Origin of the sequence: Bacillus sp. R86525 (assembly GCF_042466195.1) — a bacterium.
GTDB classification, from domain to species: domain Bacteria; phylum Bacillota; class Bacilli; order Bacillales; family Bacillaceae_G; genus Bacillus_A; species Bacillus_A nitratireducens.
The window spans coordinates 12,984-34,646 of record NZ_JAXHPX010000006.1 but is presented as its reverse complement, the minus strand read 5'-3'; the positions used below and the strand labels follow the sequence as shown (position 1 = coordinate 34,646).

The 21,663-nt window shown below is 32.8% G+C and carries 13 protein-coding genes and 3 pseudogenes; 3 read left to right on the top strand and 13 right to left on the bottom strand.

What is annotated here, in order from left to right; all coding sequences use genetic code 11:
• Positions 1 to 426: 426 nt before the first annotated feature.
• Entirely contained in the window at positions 427 to 1,398 is a 972-nt protein-coding gene (locus tag SJY24_RS01315) for an NAD(P)H-dependent flavin oxidoreductase (protein ID WP_377863462.1), read from the top strand.
• 146 nt (positions 1,399 to 1,544) lie between these two features.
• Here SJY24_RS01315 and SJY24_RS01310 read toward each other — a convergent pair whose 3' ends face one another.
• The gene (locus tag SJY24_RS01310; RefSeq protein WP_377863461.1) at positions 1,545 to 2,450 is read right to left on the bottom strand and encodes an Rpn family recombination-promoting nuclease/putative transposase; all 906 of its coding nucleotides are present in this window, start codon (positions 2,448 to 2,450) and stop codon (positions 1,545 to 1,547) included.
• Positions 2,451 to 2,806: 356 nt separating this feature from the next.
• On the opposite strand from SJY24_RS01310, the gene SJY24_RS01305 reads away from it, so the two are divergent.
• A complete protein-coding gene (locus SJY24_RS01305) occupies positions 2,807 to 3,202 on the top strand; it encodes a DUF3221 domain-containing protein (protein ID WP_193654099.1) in 396 nt (131 codons plus the stop codon).
• Between the two features lie 203 nt (positions 3,203 to 3,405).
• Here the strand turns inward: SJY24_RS01305 and scfB are convergent, their stop codons facing one another.
• From scfB to ald, 10 genes and pseudogenes are all read right to left on the bottom strand, one after another.
• A complete protein-coding gene (scfB, locus tag SJY24_RS01300; RefSeq protein ID WP_377863627.1) occupies positions 3,406 to 4,812 on the bottom strand; it encodes a thioether cross-link-forming SCIFF peptide maturase in 1,407 nt (468 codons plus the stop codon).
• 76 nt (positions 4,813 to 4,888) lie between these two features.
• Complete coding sequence (scfA, locus tag SJY24_RS01295; RefSeq protein ID WP_000821352.1) at positions 4,889 to 5,038, bottom strand: six-cysteine ranthipeptide SCIFF; 150 nt, start codon at positions 5,036 to 5,038, stop codon at positions 4,889 to 4,891.
• Between the two features lie 574 nt (positions 5,039 to 5,612).
• Positions 5,613 to 8,334: pseudogene (locus SJY24_RS01290) on the bottom strand (putative mucin/carbohydrate-binding domain-containing protein).
• A gap of 104 nt (positions 8,335 to 8,438) precedes the next feature.
• Positions 8,439 to 8,775: pseudogene (locus SJY24_RS01285) on the bottom strand (putative mucin/carbohydrate-binding domain-containing protein); the annotation flags it as partial.
• A 123-nt stretch (positions 8,776 to 8,898) separates the two neighbouring features.
• Positions 8,899 to 9,354, bottom strand: coding sequence for a carbohydrate-binding protein (locus tag SJY24_RS32070; RefSeq protein WP_483861722.1), 456 nt, complete (start codon positions 9,352 to 9,354; stop codon positions 8,899 to 8,901).
• A pseudogene (locus SJY24_RS01270) lies at positions 9,352 to 11,139 on the bottom strand (M60 family metallopeptidase); the annotation flags it as partial. The gene SJY24_RS32070 and the pseudogene SJY24_RS01270, both read right to left, overlap by 3 nt.
• A gap of 574 nt (positions 11,140 to 11,713) precedes the next feature.
• Complete coding sequence (locus SJY24_RS01265; protein WP_377863460.1) at positions 11,714 to 12,739, bottom strand: alpha/beta hydrolase; 1,026 nt, start codon at positions 12,737 to 12,739, stop codon at positions 11,714 to 11,716.
• A gap of 551 nt (positions 12,740 to 13,290) precedes the next feature.
• Positions 13,291 to 14,673 carry an amino acid permease gene (locus tag SJY24_RS01260; protein WP_377863459.1) on the bottom strand — a complete coding sequence of 461 codons (1,383 nt, stop codon included), beginning with the start codon at positions 14,671 to 14,673 and terminating at the stop codon, positions 13,291 to 13,293.
• A 94-nt stretch (positions 14,674 to 14,767) separates the two neighbouring features.
• Positions 14,768 to 15,769: a bifunctional threonine ammonia-lyase/L-serine ammonia-lyase TdcB gene (tdcB, locus tag SJY24_RS01255; RefSeq protein ID WP_377863458.1), complete on the bottom strand. Its 1,002-nt coding sequence runs from the start codon at positions 15,767 to 15,769 to the stop codon at positions 14,768 to 14,770.
• Positions 15,766 to 16,878, bottom strand: a complete 1,113-nt coding sequence (gene ald / locus SJY24_RS01250) for an alanine dehydrogenase (protein WP_377863457.1) — start codon at positions 16,876 to 16,878, stop codon at positions 15,766 to 15,768. Before ald ends, tdcB begins: the two co-directional genes overlap by 4 nt.
• Before the next feature lie 662 nt (positions 16,879 to 17,540).
• On the opposite strand from ald, the gene SJY24_RS01245 reads away from it, so the two are divergent.
• Complete coding sequence (locus SJY24_RS01245; RefSeq protein ID WP_377863456.1) at positions 17,541 to 18,896, top strand: APC family permease; 1,356 nt, start codon at positions 17,541 to 17,543, stop codon at positions 18,894 to 18,896.
• A gap of 169 nt (positions 18,897 to 19,065) precedes the next feature.
• Here SJY24_RS01245 and SJY24_RS01240 read toward each other — a convergent pair whose 3' ends face one another.
• Complete coding sequence (locus tag SJY24_RS01240) at positions 19,066 to 20,118, bottom strand: Fic family protein (RefSeq protein WP_377863454.1); 1,053 nt, start codon at positions 20,116 to 20,118, stop codon at positions 19,066 to 19,068.
• Positions 20,119 to 20,607: 489 nt separating this feature from the next.
• Positions 20,608 to 21,552, bottom strand: coding sequence for an L-lactate dehydrogenase (locus SJY24_RS01235; protein ID WP_078204050.1), 945 nt, complete (start codon positions 21,550 to 21,552; stop codon positions 20,608 to 20,610).
• Positions 21,553 to 21,663: the final 111 nt, after the last annotated feature.

Genomic DNA, 21,663 nt, shown 5'->3' with positions numbered 1-21,663 from the left:
ATGCATCCTATTGTCTTTAATCCAATCGTGTAGATTACTAAAAGCATAGATTTTTCCCCTTATAACTATTGATTATTTAACACTTATAATATAAAAATTGCATTTATTAAAAAGGATATAAATTTCTATTAAGCTCTGTTCATATCCCCACTCAAAATAATTAATGCTTACATCCCACTTCATTTTTGACAAAGCTATTCTTTAAAGACATTTTTTATTAGAAAATCCAAATTTAGTTGTTTTTTTATCCAAAATCCTAAATATATATTTGATATTATTCTAAATTTTATAGCGCACTATTCGAACATTTTGTGAAAATCAGAAAGAAACATCACAAACTACTAGTAGTAGGTATTAATTTCCTGTGTTTGTTCCAAACACTGTGTTAAACTGAGGGGGTTTAACAGATCTACTCTAATAACATTAATGAAATGGGGTATTTACTTGAACTTTCCACAATTAAAAATCGGGCATATGATACCAAAGGTCCCAATTATGCAGGGAGGAATGGGCGTAGGCATTTCATTAAGTAAACTTGCATCTGCAGTTGCAAATGCTGGAGGAATTGGGATTATATCAGGAACTGGTATTTCCATAGATGAAATGAGAATGCATATTAGGAAGGCGAAAGAAAAGATCCGGAATACTGGTTATATTGGAGTAAATGTCCTTTTTGCAATGAATGATTTTGCTGAAAAAATGAAAGCAGCCATTGAGGAAAAAGTCGATTTCATCATATCTGGTGCTGGCATTTCACGAGATATGTATACTTGGGGGAAAAATGCTGGCATACCAGTTATTTCAATAGTTTCCTCGGCCAAACTTGCTAAATTATCTGAACGATTGGGTGCGGCCGCTGTTGTAGTAGAGGGGCATGAAGCAGGAGGACATCTGGGTACCGAGCGACCTTTATTCGATATATTACCGGAAGTAGTTGCAGCGGTCGAAATTCCCGTCATTGCTGCTGGAGGGATTATGACTGGAAAAGATATTGCTCATGCCTTAAAATTGGGTGCATCTGGTGTACAAATGGGTACAAGATTCGTCGCAAGTAATGAGTGTGACGCACCACTTTCCTTTAAAGAAAAATATATAAATGCTCGATTAGAAGATACTATATTAGTCAAAACAACTGTCGGTCTCCAAGGTCGTGCGGTTAAGAATAACTTCACTAAATTAATAGCTGATAATAAAAAGATAAAAATAAAAAAATGTATAAATTGCTTAAAAAACTGTTCTTATCGTTTCTGCACGCTAGATTCATTGATAACCTCTATGGATGGTGATTGTGAAAACGGCCTTGTTTTCGCAGGCGCACGAGTAAATGAAATCAAAGAAATTTTGCCCGTCAAAACAATTATTAACAATATTATGATGGAATATAAAGCATGTATTTAAGGTAGAATCCATGTATAATTCTTTAAAAATATTTAATGTTGTAAACTCTTATTTTCCTGACGATACATCAAACTAATAATTACACTCCGGGCATTATTGGTCATAAAAAAAGAACACCTACAAATACTGTAGGTGTTCTTTTTTATTTATAATTGGATAATTTCTCTTATTTCTTCTATAGGTAACTTCGTAAATTTCGCAATATCCTCTACAGACATTCCGTTTTTATACATACCACATACCAATTGTATACGTTCGGCTTTTTTTCCTTCTTCAATACCCTTTTCAATACCTTTTTTGATTCCTTGCTCCTCTGCGTGAGCAAACTTTGCAGCTTCATCCATTAGGGTTTTTTCCCTCGCTTCATAGGCTTGTCGGAATGTCGAATCTTGACTCATTCGCTCCCACTTATTCATTGCTTTTTGTAAAATCGGATCTTGATTCATCGCAATGTCCTCCAATGTTTGAGTTAAGTGTTCATCTTCATTTGCCGGAAGTAATAACAGCCAACGAACAAATGAATCTTCCCACGGATTAACCTTCTCTTCCCGCCATTGTTCCATTAATTTAGGAAGCTCTATAACATGAATCTCTATATCATCACTAAACTGCTTTTGCTGTTGTACATTCCATAGCTTTCCCGTTGTATGAAATTCCTCATATTCGGGAAAAAGTGCGAAGTTTAACAAATTAATAGTAATTGTTTTACGAAGCGAGCTATAAGGCATCCCTTTTTGTAACTGTGAAGTATATAATTTACCCCAGTAATACAAACTTCGTTTAATCATGTCGTGATTATTATTCAGCTGAATTTCTACGTTTACTTTAGTACCCGTGTCTAATGTGGCTGAGACATCTAAAATTGATAATTTATCATCCTCATGTTCTCGATGTAAATGTGGATCCTCTAATTGTAGTGACATAATAGGTGATTCTAATGAATTCTTTAGCATGGCATTTAAAAATGTGATAAGAATATCCTCACTACCACTTGTCCCAAATAATTGCTTAAAAGCAAAATCAATTCGTAAATTTACTAATGACTTGGTCATGATTTCCTCTTCCTGTCTAAGAAACTCTCTTTCCTTTATTGTACATAAAAATTAGGTAATCATGCAAATAGGAAAATTCCACAAAAAGATAACGCTATCATTTTTTTCAAAAATAGATATTCACTAAAAGATAACGCTATCATTTTTTTCAAAAATAGATATTCACTAAAAGATAAAGATACAATTAATAGTTAATTTGGTGAATTATAACATATATTATCTTTAAATAATACCCAGTTGAAAAAACAATGGATTAATTGTGACATAATTGTTAAATTTAGGGATTCTAAAAGGCTTTCTATATATGAAAATAGAAAGGTGATGGTGTACGGATAAAATATAAGGGGGATTATATTATGTTTTCAAAAAAACAAAAATTAGTAACAGTGGTAACCACTCTGACACTAGGATGTGGATTAGCTTTTGGATTAACTCCTACTTCGGCAGATTCTATAAATAACCCTACTCCTATTAAGGAAGAACAAGTACGAATACAGATACCTTTCACTGGATATGTTATTTCAGCAGATGATAATTATTTAGTTGTAGCTGACACTAATACAAAGGAGGAGGCACTCTCTTATCAAAATGATTGGTGGGAATTAGCCTCTCAGAATAAAATTTTACGTGTTCCTATTACTAGCAAAGATAACTACAGTGTAGGTGAAAAACTAAATATATTTTCTGTAGGATGGACTCACTCTATTCCACCAATCGCTGTTATGCCTGTTATCGAAAAAATAATTGAATAAATTATATATTTTTATAAAAGAAGATAGCCATTACGAATGGCTATCTTCTTTTAAACAATTCAAACGTTGATACTTTGTTTTACTGAGACTAAAAATTTATATTTCTTGCCTTTAAACTCATTTATTCTAAATTAGATAAAAGAATTTTTGTTTGTAACTACCTTTATAAATTTATGCTATAACAGCCTTGTGCACTTTTGTATTTACTGAACTACGGCTTGTTCTTCCTTCTTCATAGCTCTAATGGATTGAGCTACTTTAACCATCATAGAACATTCTATCCTCTTACGGAAGATTTTACAGCTGAACTCATGTGTTCCCTTAAGGGAACCCGTTGCATGTATTGTATTAGCCGGACAACCGCCACTACAGTAAAGCTGTGCCCAACATTCCTGACATTCCGGTTTTGAATAGCAATTACTCTCCCTAAATTGAGACTGTATCTCTGCTTTTGTAATGCCATCCCAGATATTCCCCATACTATATTCTTCTTCTCCAACAAACTGATGACAAGGAAATATCTCCCCCCATGGAGTAATAGCCAGGTATTCAGTCCCAGAACCGCAACCAGAAATTCTCTTTTGAACGCATGGACCTTCTGAAAGGTCAAGCATGTAATGATAGAAAGTAAAACCGTTGCCTTTTTCCTCACGGTTCAGCATTTCTTTCGAGAGAATTTCATATTGATTGTAAATTTCCAGAAGGTCTTCTTCACAGAGCGCATATGGTTCTCGCGGATTACAGATAACAGGTTCCATTGAGATCTTGTTAAAACCTAAGTCAGCGATGTGATAAATATCATTGGTAAAATCAACATTATTATGGGTATAGGTTCCACGTACATAGTATTCTTTATTTCCACGCTTCTCAACAAACTCCTGAAACTTTGGAACGATATGATTATAGCTACCCTTCCCATTGACAGTTTTACGAAGATAATCATGAACTTTTTTTCTTCCATCAAGGCTTAATACAACATTGTGCATTTCTTGATTCAAGAAGTCAGTAATTTCATCATTAAGCAGCATACCATTTGTAGTAAAGGTAAAACGAAAAGTTTTTTTGTACTCTTTTTCTTTATTTCTTGCATAGGCGACAATCTGTTTGACAGTCTTCCACGCCATAAGTGGCTCCCCACCAAAAAAATCAACATCGAGATTTCGATGATTACCTGAGTTTTCTAATAGAAAATCGATGGCTCTTTTTCCAACCTCATAACTCATGATGGCTCTATTTCCATTGTATTTTCCTTGGCTAGCAAAGCAGTATTCACACGACAGATTACATGTATGCGCGACATTAAGGCAAAGAGCCTTCACATAAGTGGGACGATTTATCAAATCAATTGAAAGGTCCTTATAATCATCTTCGGTAAAAAGCTTCCCATCTCTTTTTAGTTCTTCAATATCCGCAATTGTTTCTCGAATTTCTTTCTCGGAAACATGGAAATCATGTTTATACTTTTCCTGCATCATTGACAGGATTTCTTCCATAGGAGTATTCTCATATAACATAATTATTTCATAAGCAAGGTCGTCAACAACATGTACCGACCCGCTATAAGTATCTAACACGATATTATATCCATTTAATTTATATTGATGGATCATACTGGATAACCAAACTCCTTTTTTCATAAAGATTGAGCCCATATAAAATATAACTGCGTACTATACTTCTTGTTTCCTATCTATTAATTGTATTTTCACACTTTTGATTTGCAACTCCACATGAGGTTTTACAAGCGGACTGGCAAGATGTCTGGCATGCACCACATCCACCATGTTTTATAGTATCTTGCAGTTTACAAGTGCTCAGTGTTATGATTCTTTTCATTACCTATAACCTCCTTTTGAAATAATTTTGAAGAACTAAGGCATATAATTGTGAAACATTTCACAATTATATGCCTTAGTTCTTCAATTTTGGCGTATAAATTCTATTCATACTTTTAACAACACTTTAAACTATCACGAGAATATCAATAACAGTTACATACCGTAAAAGCTACATATAGACTACTATTGGTTATAATTATATATGCATTCAAAATACGGTACATGAAATTACAACATTTATCCTATAAAAAAATTATAGACGTTTATAATTTTCTGCTATAACTATAAAAAGTCAACCCCAATGGAATTGACCTTTTATAGAATGTGGCAACAGAAGGATGTCATAAAACTAGGATTTGATATTGTAGCATTACATTTGTGAAAAGTATAACATGATTAAACAAGAATAGATGTGTCAATCCTGGAACATTAACTATAACTTGATTTTTTGGATATATATAATATTTAATGGGCCTATAGAATTCATCATACATCACTATTAATAATTAACGCTTTTTTAATAATAAAAAGGATGTCCAAAAAAATTCTATTTTTTTAGACATCCTTTTAATCTATTTTATTAATAATCCCGTAGGAGTAACTTGATATGTTTTTTTCTTACCCACAAATTCCTGTTTACTATTCTCAAGATTAGTAAGTGTGGCGCGTGTCTTTTCCTTTTGTGCTTCTCCCTCTATATGAGTAAACTCAATATAATCCCCTACTTTGACTGGAACGGTTTGGCTTTCAGCAGCTTGTTGTCTATTTCCTACAATTTCTTTATTGTACAAAATATTACCCGATGAGTTTTGAACTTTAATGCTTGCATACATACTAGTAAAATAGGAATGAGGTATACCCGATTCTAATTTAATCTGCATTTTTTCTGTTGCTTTGTTATACTCTACTTTTGCGATTTCTCGATCATTATATCCCTTTAAAGACCAGGCAAATTGATTTCCATCTAAAACTGTTGTTTCCGGCATTTTCTCTACTTTCTTCAGACCTTCTTTTGTAACTTCGTATATGGATTTTTTTCCAAAACTCTCTTGTTTACTATTATCTACATTTGTAAGAGTAGCTCTATGCACACCCTCTAGATGTGTTAACTCAATATAATCTCCTACTTTGACTGGTACCTTTTGCGATTCAGCATTTTGTTGTTTGTTTCCATAAATGTCCTTATTGTATACTATTTTTCCTGATGCATTTTGTACTTTAATACTCGCATATGTTTCATTAAAATAATGATGTGGTATGCCTGATTTTAAATCAACTTGCATTTCTTCTGTCAACTTATTGAAATTGATTTTAACAAACTCGAAATCACTGATTCCTTTTAGCGACCAAGCAAATCGATTTCCATCTAGAATTGTTGCTTCTGGCATTTTTTCTAGTTTCTTCAGACCTTCTTTTGTAACTTCGTATATGGATTTTTTTCCAAAGCTCTCTTGTTTACTATTATCTACATTTGTGAGAGTAGCTCTATGCACACCTTCTAGATGTGTTAACTCAATATAATCTCCTACTTTGACTGAAACTTTTTGCGATTCAGCATTTTGTTGCTTGTTTCCATAAATGTCTTTATTGTATACTACTTTCCCTGATGCATTTTGTATTTTAATACTCGCATATGTTTCATTAAAATAATGATGTGGTATGCCTGACTTTAAATCAACTTGCATTTCTTCTGTCGACTTATTGAAATTGATTTTAGCAAACTCGAAATCACTAATTCCTTTTAGTGACCATGTAAACTGCTTTCCTTCTAAAATATTAGAAGAGTTCGGTATATCTGGATTAAGACCTAAGTTATCTAATATAGATTTTAGATCAGGTAAGACACCTATTCTATCATTCCACGGATCTTGAGATTTTGTTCCTGTATTTGGATTACTTAAGATATTTCTTAATTCGGCTGGTGTATAAGGAGAACCTCGATGTTCTTTAGCAATACCTTGAATTGAAGTTGCTGCTCCAGCAATAATTGGTGAAGCACTTGATGTTCCACTAAATGTTGATGTATATAAATTTGTAGTATTTTGACTTGGATTGGCTGATGTTGTATCAACATTTTCTCCCCATCCATATACATCTAATCGACTTCCATAATTTGAAAACCATAAACGTTTATGTGGAACAGTTGATGATCCCGCCCCAACCATAATAGCACCTGAATCCTTAAAGTCTGGACTATTTCGATTTAAGATCTTTTTTCCATTACGATCTTTAAAATTATCTAAGTCGTTTGAACCATTTGCGCCAGCTTCTATAATAATAATCCCTTTATCTGTACCAACACGAATCGCATCAAAAATATCTGGATGTACTTCTACAGGTAAATATTTATCCCCATACCCATCATACGAAGCTTGTGCCTCTAATAAAAGAATATCCCCCTGCTTGTAAATTATGTACAGCACTTAAAATAGCATCCGCTGTATTATAAATTCCATTATCTCTGATTTGGGATATTACTTTTACATTTGCTTTTGGTGCAATTCCAATATTTCCAATTTGATTATCTTCGGATGAAACAATTCCTAATACAGAAGTACCATGAGCTCTATGCTGACTTATATTTTGTCCAGACATAAGTTTTATATTTTTATTGACTAGATCCTCATGGTTCAATAACCACCCATATTCCATATCGACAAAGGTTGTACCTTTCCCGTCACCACCTTTAATGCTCCAAGCATGCGAGGCATTAATTCCCTTTGGTGCCGCTTCAAGATACCCTTGATTTTTAAATCTAGGATCATCGTACGGATTAACAGATAAATCAGGCAACTGTATTTCAGGGGGTGTTAAAATTTGTTTTTCTTGTATATAAGCCTCCTCTACAAGGGGTGATGTTTCAAATTTTTTCAGTAATAATTCTATTTCTATGTTATTAGGAGCTTGTACAATATAATAATTTAATAAATTGTTAGCTGATTGATTATCAAATGATTTAGAGTATAATGATAACTTTTCAATCTCTATCGGATTTACAGATGAGAACAGGCGATTCAAAGTAAGTTCCGTATTTTCGGAAAATAACTTCTTTAAATTGTTATCATAATTCCCACTTTTTATTCGTTTCTCAATACCATCTTCATACGGTAAGTCAATTTCATTTTTAAACTTTACAATTAATTGTTCTTCCTGTGAATCTGTTTCTTTGTATGTGACATTATAAGATTCAGCGTAAACTTTATTATGAATTCTATCATTTTGTAGTATTAGATCTGTTCCTACAAATGTTGTCATTGCAATTGATGAAATTAGAAACCCTTTGAATATGTTCATACTATACCCGCCAATCTATTTTCTCTTGAGCATTTTTTAATGCGTATAATAGTTAAGATTTTTATATAATATATAAATCAATAATTTAAGTTTTGTAGTGAAACCTATGACTTTATTAATAATCCCATAGAGGTAACCTGATATATTCTTTTCTATATATTTCTGTTTACTATTCTCAAGATTAGTAAGTGTGGCACGTGTCTTTTCCTTTTGTGCTTCTCCCTCTATATGAGTAAACTCAATATAATTCCCTACTTTGACTGGAACGGTTTGGCTCTCAGCAGCTTGTTGTCTATTTCCTATAATTTCTTTATTGTACAAAATATTACCGGATGAATTCTGGACTTTAATGCTTGCATACGTATCAGTAAAATAGGAATGGGGTACTCCCGCTTCTAATTTAATCTGCATTTTTTCTGTTGCTTTGTTATATTCTATTTCTAATTTTTATTATTGAATAATAACTTAGTAGAGGAATCTATCAAAATTCAAGCAACATCCAGTAATTCTTTAAAATTCTGCCCCAATTTATCTTGTTCTATCTTCACATCTGATTCTTACATATTACTTGATTGTAAGTGGTTTCCATAACGATAATGCAAATATCCAATTTGGGTCACCATTTCCTTGATGATTTTGAACAGCTTCATACACTTTCCCTTGATGTTCTACTTTGTCTCCCCTTGTATACGCCTTCTTTGGATCCCATTTCTCATAAGATGCATTTTGATCTTTTGTTTTTACCGGAAGAATGTTACTTTGAATTGATGTATTTCCAGCTGCATCTACAGCCTTCACTGCATATTTATATTCCTTATTAACTGTTAAGTTTTGATCAGTAAACGTCGTTCCTTGTACCGTTTGAATCAATTGTCCATCGCGTAATACCTGATATTCTTTTACACCTACATTATCTGTAGAAGGATTCCATTTTAGCTCTACACTGTTAGAAGTAAGGTTGCTTGCATATAATCCTTGTGGCTGTGTTGGAGCCTCTGTATCTGGTTTCGGATTAACAATTTGATTTACTTTTTTCAGGCCATCCTTTGTAACTTCATACATTACTTTTTCATCAAGGCTTTCACGTTTATTATTATCTAAATTTATTAATGTTGCCCTCTCTCTGCCTTCTAAATGTGTAAGCTCAATAAAATCGCCGATCTTTACTGAAACTTTTTGTGTTTCAGCATTTTGTTGTTTATTTCCCACGATTTCCTTATTGTACAGAACGTTGCCAGAAGAATTCTGGACCTTAATACTGGCATACGTACTAGCAAAGTAGGAATGTGGTACACCCGCTTCTAGTTTTACCTTCATCTCTTCTGCCGTTTTATCATAATCTACTTTTGCAATTTCTCTATCACTATATCCTTTTAATGACCACGCAAACTTGTTTCCTTCTAAAATATTATTTACATTAGGCATATCTGGTTTAATTGGATTAGAATCCGTACCCTTCCAAATCTCTGCTGTTAAAATTGGATAACCTAATGCGGCCACTTTTTGAATAGTATCGTTATTTGGACGTAATCCCCACTTCTCAAAGAAAGGAATCAAATTTTGTTTGGCTACTTTTGATGCTGAAATCATAAATAATTGTTTTTTATTTTCATCCGTTTGTGGAATTTCATTTGAAGGCATGTCTCTATACAATTGATGAAATGTAGGATAGAAGTCCTCTCCATATGCTAACTGTAGTTGCCAAAGCATAACAAGCTTAACAAAAACATCACTAATTTCGTCATAATTTTTATTCGTTTGTTCTAGGTATTGAAACGCTTTCGGATAAATTCCACTTTTCTCTAAATTAGATGGTTGATTAAATGCTTTTTCTACAGAAAGGCTGTATATATTATTTTGCACTTCTGTCATGTTATAAAACTTCCAGGGCGATTGTTGTCTCAAATGTCCTGCCTCATGCCATGGACCCCAGCCATCTTTTATAAATTTATTAATATCTAATACGTATTAGATTGCATCACCCACATATGCGGTTCGATAAGAAGTTGCATACATGTAATAATCCGGTGAATGATTTTCTTCTACGTAATGAATATAATGTTTATCTACTTGTTCTTCGGATAACCCAGCTACTTTGTCTTGAACTCGAGTAGCTTCATCCATCTTTTTTAAGAGTTGTACAGGATCTGTATTAGAACCCAACAAATATTTCTTAACACGTGCAGGGCTGGCCGTAATTAATACTCGTTCTCCTTTTAACTCCACTGCATGTGCATTTGGATATTGGTCCAGCATGTTTATTAAATCTTGTTTTGTATGCTTTCCTAGTTCAAAGAAAGGAGTAATCGTTCCACCTGTTGTGACTGTTGTTCGAATGGTACCACCTTGTTGTTTATTATAAAAATAAATCATCCCTCCATTTGGAGATTGGATTGTGTTTATACCCGGTTTTAATGTAAATGATTTTATTTTAGAATCTTCTCTCCAAGAAGCATCATACGAATACGTTCCAATGTATGCTTGAATATCTTGATTTCCTTCTACATTAATCGTTATTTGTTCATTTGGTTTTGCATATAAACCAGTTGGTTCATATGGACTAAATGCCATATTTTTTCTTTCCTGTTGTTTCAGTACCTCAACATCCCCTTTTCCTGGGACTGTATACGTTCTGTTTTCTGATTTAACTAACTTTTCCTCTTGAAGTGATGCCGATATTTTTTTTTGCTGCTTTGTTTCCTCTGCAAAGACATCTGATGAAGAAGCCATTCCAGAAGCAAATATAGTTAAGGTTGCAATAGCTACAAGTATTCTTTTGGTTTTATGCTTTGATTTATTCCCCATAGTATCTCCCTCTCATTTCCTTGATAAATTTAATAGTTCTCGTTTCTTTAGCATGTGCTTACGTGCTAAAACAGTTCATGAACTCGTATTTATTACTTTTTACATAGCCCTTCCTTTATTCTGTTTATATTTATATTTATATTTATATTTAGATGTTATTTTATGACACATATTAATACAACTTTATAAAATATCAATCAATAATGAGCTTTTATGTTTTGATTTGGTATTCTTAACTATCATATAAATCAAATAAATTACATAAAGGTATTCATTTCGTGTGAATAATACTTTAAATCGAATTATTTACTGATTAATAATTCATAAAAATTTAATATTATGTAAAATCCTATCAAGGAAATAAATACAAGCTGATTCGTCATGTATACATTGAAATCACTAAGGTGATTACTCCCATCAGATTACTTCATTCCTTTTTTCTATTTCAGTTTAAATTTGTAAGTTATCAGGAGATAAAAAACACTATCTTTTCCTATGATTCCACAGAAAAGATAGCTTAGTTCTTATAATTTTTATAATAATGGCTGAACTTTTGTATTCGATTTTAGGCAAACTATTTATTTTCATTTAAAAATTCAAGAACTTTATTAAAAGTTTCTCGCCCTGCTGGTGTATTCATTTTAAATTGGAATTCATGAGCCAACTCACCAGAAATATTTCTATCAAAGAAGAGTTTTTCTGTAGGTACTCTTTTACTTTCTAACTCAGAAGCTAATGCTTTGGCTTGATTTTCGAATGATGCAGTATTTCCATCTGTAATAAATGTTGGTGGATAATCTTTTGTAACGTGTTTAATGATAGAAGCAATTTTTATTTCAGGTAATGTTTCAAAATCCTTTTTCCCAAAGTAAGCCCAACCAGTGGTACGCATAAAATTTTGTACTTCTTTAGTTGTTTCCATTTTAGCTAATGCAGGCATATTATATGGACCACAAAATAGTAACGTACCTTTAATTGTAGCAGGCTTAACAACGGGATTAATTTTAGTTAACCTTGCATAATTGGGAGATGTTTGAATATTAACGAATTGTCCAGATATTTGTGCTCCAGCAGAATCTCCTGCAAAATAAACCTGATCAAGTTTTAAATTATATTTCTTTGCATTTTCTTTTATATATTCATAAGCCTCACCAAGTTGTAATACTGGTGTAGGATATTTCATCTTAGGTGCAAGAGCATAATTTATATTTATCACTGTATAACCCTGGGCAGACAATTCTACTGCATAACCAGTGATATCGGATTTATCTCCGCCTACAAATCCACCCCCATGCACCCAAAAAATAACAGGTATTTTGTCAGTATGGTTTTTCGGATAAATAATGTCTAATATACCATCAGGAAATTTAGAATTATAATTGATGTCCTTAACAATTTGTGTTTCTTTTAAAGCGTTTTGATAATTATCCGACTGAACAAACATCCCACCTTCAAATGCTTTTTTTATGAGCAACGCTTTTGGAGTAGGTGAAAGGTTCCAATAACTAACTCCTGCAATAATCAATCCGAAAACAATCAAAAGAAATATTAACATTCTTTTTTTCCATACCCCTTTAGGACTTGACTGTTTTATTTTCATAAACACATACTCTCCATTCGTTTTTAGTAGCTAACCATCCAAGGAAATAAAACGTGGGTTACTATTTTTAAGATAAATATATTTTTGCTTCCTGATGTGTAGTTGTAGTTGTATAAAAAGGGTTATTTGTTCTTATTGTGTACATGCTTGGTACTTTATATATATTTGTTAATTCAAAATATCTCCTTGAGGGCGTTTAGATAAATTTCATGCTCATAAACTTAAGAATTTTCACTATCCAAAAGTAAAATACGTAACCTTTTCTAATTTCAATTTTAAATAAAGTCACTTTATTTAAAATTGAATTAACGATGATTTATCTTCTTTAAGAAAAAAATATAAGCGGATATTAACCAAACATCTTTTAAATATGTTATACGTAAAAAAACGAATCTATTTTGAAAATAGATTCGTTTTTTTACGTATAACATATATTTCCAAGTTCTTTTGATCGAATTTTTTATAAAAAGAAAAGATACATCCCAAAAGAAAAGAATACTACTTGCTCAGACATGTAGGGCGTGATAACCTTTGTCTCTGATATTTCTCATTTATAGTTTGTTTAATTGACTATGTCTTTTAGAATACATAAAATATACTATTACCCCTATAAATAACCAGATACCGAAATAAACCCAAGTTTTTAAAGGTAGATTTACCATTAAGAATAAGCAACATGTTATTGAAATAATCGGTAAGATTGGTACCAGTGGTACCATGAAACCACGTTTTAAATTCGGATGTGTTTTACGAAGAATTATAACAGTTACACCAACCATGGCGAATGTTAATAACGCTCCAATATTCGCTAAATTCGACAATTCTTTTAAATCGATAAATCCAGCAATTAAAGCACTACCAATCCCTGTTAACCAAGTTGAGAATACTGGCGCTTCTGTTTTCTTATTAATTTTTGCAAAAGATTTTGGTAATAAACCGTCACGGCTCATCGCGAAGAATACACGTGTTGCTGCATAAATGTAAGCGAAAATTACAGCCATAATACCAATTACAGCTCCAACTGCGATTATCCCAGCCACTTTATCTTGTCCTACAACTTCTAATACGTAAGCCATTGCTTCTGGTACATCTAATTCCTTATACGAAACCATACCTGTCATAACAAGACAGACTATAACATAAATAATTGTACAAATAACTAACGAAGCAATAATACCAATTGGTAGATCACGTTGTGGATTTTTCACTTCTTCAGCAGACGTTGCTAACGCATCAAATCCTAAAAAAGCAAAGAATACTGCAGCTCCTCCAGAAAAAACTCCGCTTATACCGTACGGTGCAAATGGTATCCAGTTTTCTGGTTTCACGTAAAATATACCAACTGAAATAAATAAAATAACAATACCAATTTTTATTAATACCATTGCGTTATTCACTCGCTTACTTTCCTTCGTGCCTTTTGATAATAACAAAGTTAATATCAAAGTAATGATTACTGCTGGTAAGTTAACGATTCCACCTTGCGTTGGAATCGTTAACAGTGATTTTGGAATTTCAATCCCAAATCCACTTACTAAGTTGTGGAAATAGCCTGTCCATCCACCTGCTACCGCCGCAGTTGTAACTATATATACTGACAGTAAGGTCCAGCCCATTAAATGAGCTACAAACTCACCAATTGTCGCATATGAATAGGTATATACACTACCAGATACTGGAAGGGTAGAGGCGATTTCTGCATAACATAGGGCTGCAAATCCGCAAACAATTGCCGCAATCATAAATGAAAAAATAACTGCTGGACCAGCATCTCTTGCTGCTACTAATCCAGTTAATACAAGCACTCCTGTACCAATTATTGCGCCAATCCCTAGCATGGTAAGGTCAAATGCGCCTAATGTTTTTGTCAAAGTCTTACTTTTACTATCTTCTAACAATTTCCTAACGGATTTTTTCCTAAATAAGTTGGCCATAACACACGCCTCCATTTATTTAAAAGGGAGCTAAGATATCTTCTCCTAGCCCCCCTTTAGTAAAATGATTCTATTTTAAAAGATTCTTCAATCGTTATTTTACCTCATTGGCAACAAAGAAATGCTCACATACACTTGAAATACGTTTTAAATCCACATTGCCGCCTGAAATAACCGCTACTACTTTTTTATCCTGCACATATTTATCAACTTTCCCTGCTAGAAGAGCGGCTGTAGCTAATGCTCCCGCACCTTCTACGACAGCTTTTCCGCGTTGCAGTAAGTCTTTCATTGCCACTTCTAATTCTTCTTCTGATACAGTTACAATGTCATCTACTAGGTCTTTTACAATTTCAAAAGTTAAATTTCCTGGTATTTTAACTGCACAACCATCCGCTATTGTCGGCGAATCATAATGTTCTACAATTTTCCCAACATCATAAGAAGCTTTCATTCCATGAACATTATCTGCCTGAACGCCAATAATATTAATAGAGGGGTTAAATGATTTCAGTGCTACAGCAATTCCTGAAATAATTCCTCCCCCACCAATAGGTACAATAACAGTATCAACATCCCACATATCATCCAGAATATCTAAACCAATTGTCCCTTGGCCAGCCATCACTTCTACATCATCATATGGATGTAGGTAGGTTTCGCCTGTTTCTTTTATAATCTCTTCACATTTCGCTTTTGCATCATCAAAGGTATCACCGTATAAAATAACTTCAGAACCATATCCTCTGGTCGCATCCACTTTAGCTTGCGGTGCGGAGGTTGGCATTACAATTTTACTTTTAATTCCAAGTAAATGGGAAGATAATGCAACTCCTTGTGCATGATTACCAGCTGAACAAGCGATTACACCACGTTCTTTTTCTTCATTCGTTAGTTGGGAAATTTTATTAAATGCACCACGAAATTTGAATGAACCTGTTAACTGCATATTTTCTAGCTTCAAATAAATTTCTCCACCGGTTTTACTGGTTAAATAGAAAGATTTAACCAAAGGTGTTTTTCGAGCATTTACGTCAAGAATTTCTTTGGCTTTTTTAATGTCAGTAATATCTAACAATACGTTTTTGCTAATCATACTAACACTTCTTTCAATTGTTTAAAGTCCAAACCTAGCGTCAGACCTAAATTTTCATAGGTAATAATACCTTTATAAACATTTACCCCAGATTCTAATGATGATTTATTTTGAATTGCTTTTTCTAATCCATCTTTAGCAATCGCTAGTAAATACTCAATATTTCCATTTGCCAACGCCATAGTTGAAGTACGTGGGGTGGCACCAGGCATATTTGGTACTGCATAATGGATTACATCATGTTTAATAAATACAGGGTTATCATGAGTTGTATAATGGTCAATCGTTTCTATTGTACCACCTTGATCTATTGCGATATCAACAATGACACTTCCTGGCTTCATAGATTGAACCATATACTCTTTAACAATTTTAGGAGGGCGAGATCCTGGTATTAAGATTGTTGAAATAAATAAATCTGCCTCTTTAATCGTTCGCTCTAAATTTTCAGTATTAGATTCAATTATATTTACTTCTTCTGTTGCGTATTGCTTTCTTAAATATGCAATTCTTTCTTGATTAACCTCTAGAATTGTAACACTACATCCAATCCCAATTGCCATATCACAGGCATTAGTTGCAGCATTCCCTCCACCTAGAATTACAACTTTTCCGGCTGGGATTCCCTCAATACCTGATAATAAAATCCCCTCACCTTGATGTTGTTTTTCTAAATAATAAGCTCCCATAAATACCGCGCGTCTTCCAGCAATTGCACTCATAGGTTTTAATAATGCTAAATTTCCATCCTCACTAATAGTTTCACCAGCAATCGCAGTAGTTCCAGCATTTCTCATTGCTTCCACACACTCTTTAGAAGCGGCAAGATGTAAAAATCCCCATACAATTAGATCCTTTTTAAAGTAATGGTATTCCGCAGGTAGTGGTTCTTTTACCTTTACTACCATATCAACATCCCATGCTTCACCTTGAGTTACTATGCTTGCTCCTGCATTTATATATTCATCATTCGTATAACCAGAACCTAATCCAGCATCTTTTTGTACTAATAATTCATTTCCAGCTACAACCAATTTTTGAACATTTTCTGGAGTCATCCCTACACGAGCTTCCCCTTTTTTTATCTCTTTCACTACACCAATTTTCATATCAACACATCCTTTTTTAGAGTGAGTTATAAATCAAATTAACTATTGTCAGACAAATACAAAATTCATAATATTTACCTTTATAATATTTTTTGAATATAATTTAATTTATAACATTGGATTGCACCTACAAGATACCATTAGTAAAAATAACAGGTCAACAATTTTGTGAAACATTTCACAAAACGTTTTATTTAGCTGATTTTCTATATTTTATATCGAAAATATGATTGAATCTCTCAATACTTTGTGATATTCTTCACAAGAATATATCTTCTCTTTTGAATTTTAATTTATTATTTTCCTATATCAGAATATTAAAATACCTCATCTATTCTTATTATTCATAAAAACGAAATCTCGTTTTCAAATCCATATTTCGGGTTAAATTAAAGAATTTCTTTTAATGTATAATTCATGGAACTTTACTCACTTTAAATCATGTGAAAATTTTCACATGATTTGAGGTGAAATTAAACTTTCTTTACCTATACGTTTAATTTCATTTTTTTTAGTATCTGAAATTTATTCAAATTCCCTATATGGTAAGGATGAGGGGCGGCTATTTGTATGGATACAGGATATACTATCAAATAATTTAACAAACAAGATAATGAATTCATAAGAGAATTTATATATTTTTCTAATTGGGAGTGATTATTTTGTCACAACAACAACTTAAAAAGGATATTGGTTTCTTTGCAGCATTAACCACAGTTATTGGTACCGTTATCGGCGCCGGAGTATTTTTCAAGCCCACTGCATTATATGGAGTAACAGGAACAGCAAGCCTAGGATTACTTGCATGGGTAATTGGTGGTATCTTAACCGTTTGCGCAGGGCTAACTGCTGCTGAACTATCTGCCGCTATTCCTGAAACGGGGGGAATGATGGCATATCTAAAGAGAACTTATGGAAACTTAACTGCTTTCTTGCTTGGATGGGCACAAACTGTCATATACTTCCCTGCAAATATTGCAGCACTTGCTATTATTTTCGGGACACAAACGGTTAGTTTATTTGGCCTAAATGTTAATGAACACAAAATGCTAATTATCGCAATCGCAATTATCACCGCAACATTTGTAACTCTTATGAACTTTTTAGGAGCTAAAGCAGCTGGTGGAATCCAAATGGCCTCGACTATATGCAAATTGGTTCCATTAGCATTAATTATTATTTTTGGATTACTACACAAAAGTGACGTTACTTTTCAGCTTTTTCCAATTGAGACAGGGCCGAACAAATCTATGATATCTGCACTTGGATCTGGTTTACTCGCAACAATGTTCGCCTATGATGGATGGATTCATGTAGGGAATATTGCTGGAGAAATGAAAAACCCTAAAAAAGACTTGCCTAAAGCAATCGTATTAGGATTATCAACAGTAATGGTTGTTTATTTATTAATTAATGTCGCTTTCCTAATGGTCATGTCTGCAACATCGCTCGCAGGTACTGATACACCCGCTTCTCAAGTAGCTACAATTCTTTTTGGAGCTATGGGAGGAAAACTAGTTACCATTGGCATTTTAATTTCCGTATTTGGAACGATTAATGGTTATATTATGACGGGAATGCGAATTCCTTATGCCATGGCTATTGAGAACAAATTACCATTTAGTAAATGGTTTGCTACATTATCTAAAAATAGTCGGGTCCCTTATAATTCTGGTCTATTTATGCTATTTATTTCAATTATTATGATGGCTATTGGCGGATTCAATACTCTTACTGATATGTTGGTATTTGTAATATGGATATTCTACACAATGACATTCCTTGCTGTATTTATCTTACGAAAAAGAGAACCTGAGCTTGTGCGACCTTATAAAGTTCCATTGTATCCTTTTATACCATTAGTTGCTATTATTGGCGGATTGTTCATTGTTATTAATACCTTATTTACTCAACCTTTACTAGCTTTATGTGGAATAGGTTTAACCGCACTCGGTCTTCCTATTTATTACACTATGCGTAAAAAGGAACAATTTGGTATAGAAAATCCTATCAAGTAGACCCGTCTTTCTTAAAGAGATGATACAAAATTTTATGATTAGATTGCAATTAATAGTCTATTTTACTTCTTTAGCCTTCTAAAAGATACATTAATCTAACAAATAATAAACAAGGAGAACCCAGAAGGGTTCTCCTTGTTTATTATTTGTTAGTGTTCTGGTTTATACCCTAAGTTAATTTACGCTTTATCCATTCTGCATTCCTGCCTTTAGAAACCAATTTAATATATCCCTGTGAATTTAAAGCGTGTAATGTTTTATTTATAGTACTTTCACTTATATCTGGATGCATGTTTCGAATATTCTCTTTAGTAAAAGGATGATTTTGCCTGTCTATGTATTTTTCAATTCTTTTTCTTTTAGTATGAGTGCTTATATAATTTTTTATCAAACTATTTAATTCTTTATATGCAGCTAAAACAATATCCAAAAAGATTTTCATCCAGAAAACTACATTATGATCGCCTTGATGCCAGTTAGCCGCGGATTTATACAAAGCATCATAATAATCTGATTCATATTCTTTAAAATATTTATCTATACATGTATATTTTACAAATGTAAATCCACTTTCAATTAATAACCATTGAATTAATATTTTTGCTAACTTGCCATTCCCTTTATTAAATGGATAAATACATAGGAAATTTAGGATAAATTGAGGAATTAGTAGGAGCGGATGAAAATTCCCTTTAGCTCTTAATGCATTATATTGTTCGCATAGATGATACAAATATTGCGGAACCATATCATATAAAACAACTGTGCGTGATTTGGATTGATCATTTAACATTGGAATACATGATAAAACAAGTTCGTTTTTTCTCCAATTACCACTTTCAGACGTTGAATAATTCAGTAATTGGAAGTGCAGTTCTTGAATTGTTTGCGGTTTAATAGGCAGTTTGTGATTTTCTTTTTGCACAAGTTCTAATGTTTTGCAATAACAAAATAAAGCGTCCTCTTCCAATGTTTGAGGGCTAACACGATTAGAAACAAATTTTTTTAACTGTTTATTTGAGAATGTAAACTTGTCATATATATTAGGAAAAGTTTTAATATATTGTAGGGATATACTCTTTTCCAAAAGATCAAAGATCTCAGGTTTTTGAGTTTGATATGCTGATATTGCTCCTTTATATTCACTGATTTTACTTATAATATTTATTAGTTCCCTTTTAAATTCTAAATTTGTATATTTTTCTTCAAAGAAATTTCTCATCTCGTTCCCTCCTTTCCCTAAGGTTTATTGCCAACTTTGTATGCTCCATTATCCCCCTAATTTTCACATTTCCTACTGTATGCTCATTGTTTTATAAACGTCCATTAAGAATGTAATTAAACGATAGCCAGATGCACACAGGAATTGCTCTCTTCTATAAATGTATATAGTTTAATAGATTTCTAATGTTTAATAACAAATAAAAAGGCACTTCCTTAAATTTATAAAAAAGTGCTTTTTATTTAATCAAATATGTCTGTATTTAGTTACTTAAAGGAAACTATGCACAAAAGGTATCAACCTTTTGTGAAAATCATAACATATTTAGCTATAAATAATTATGTCGATTCTAAAAACGCTCAATCTTGATATGTTATGAACTAATGTCGTGCAGAATCTTATTTACTTTCAGAGTATATTAGATTATGTACATTTAAACTGTTGCTAAGTATTTATATATTCGACATAATGTTATAAGATAAATTCACCTTATAGTATTGGTGACATGGTTTCTTTTAATGTATGTACAGAATGATTAAAGTTAAACTTTTCTTCTGCATTTAACTCAATTTCTATAATTTCCCGAATACCTTGACGATTTATAACAGCAGGAACTCCTATATATACATCATTATGACCATATTCATTTTCAAGGTATGCAGATACTGTTAACACACTATTTTCATGATGTAGAATTGCCTTAGTTATACGTAATAAAGACATTCCGATTCCATAACAGGTCGCTCCCTTACGTTCAATTATATGATAGGCCGCATCACGTGAACGAACAAAAATTTCGTCTAAGTCACTTTGATTATACTGACTTTTATTTTCTAAAATGGTTTGTAGCTTTTGAACGCCAACTGACACATGACTCCAAACCGGAAGCTCCGTATCACCATGTTCACCAATTATATAAGCATGAACATTATGAGGATCAATCTCAAAATATTCTCCTAACATGTAACGGAAACGTGCAGAATCAAGTGTTGTACCTGAACCAATTACGCGCTCTTTCGGCAACCCAGATTCTTTCCAAGTTACATATGTTAAAATGTCCACTGGATTTGTTGCAATTAAGAAAATACCATCGAATCCGCTTGACATGACATTACGAATAATTTCTTTAAAAATCTTAGTATTTTTTTCAACTAAGTCTAAACGTGTTTCACCTGGTCTCTGTGGCAATCCGGCTGTAATTACAACAATTTGCGCATCTTTACAGTCCTCACAGCTACCCTTCCATACTTTTGTTGGTGATGGTGAAAAAGGAATTGCATGACTTAAATCCATTGCTTCTCCTTCTGCTCTTGCTTCATTTACATCCACAAGAACGAATTCTTCTGCCAGGCCCTGATTAATCATACAATATGCATAACTACATCCTACGGCCCCTGTACCAATTAAAACTACACGATTAATATTTTTATTCATTTATAGATCCCTCACTATTTATGTTATGTTTTTGTGCATTGTTGTTATTCTAATAAAAAGTGATTTAATTGATTTTGGATAAACAAATAATGAACTCGAAATACATTTATG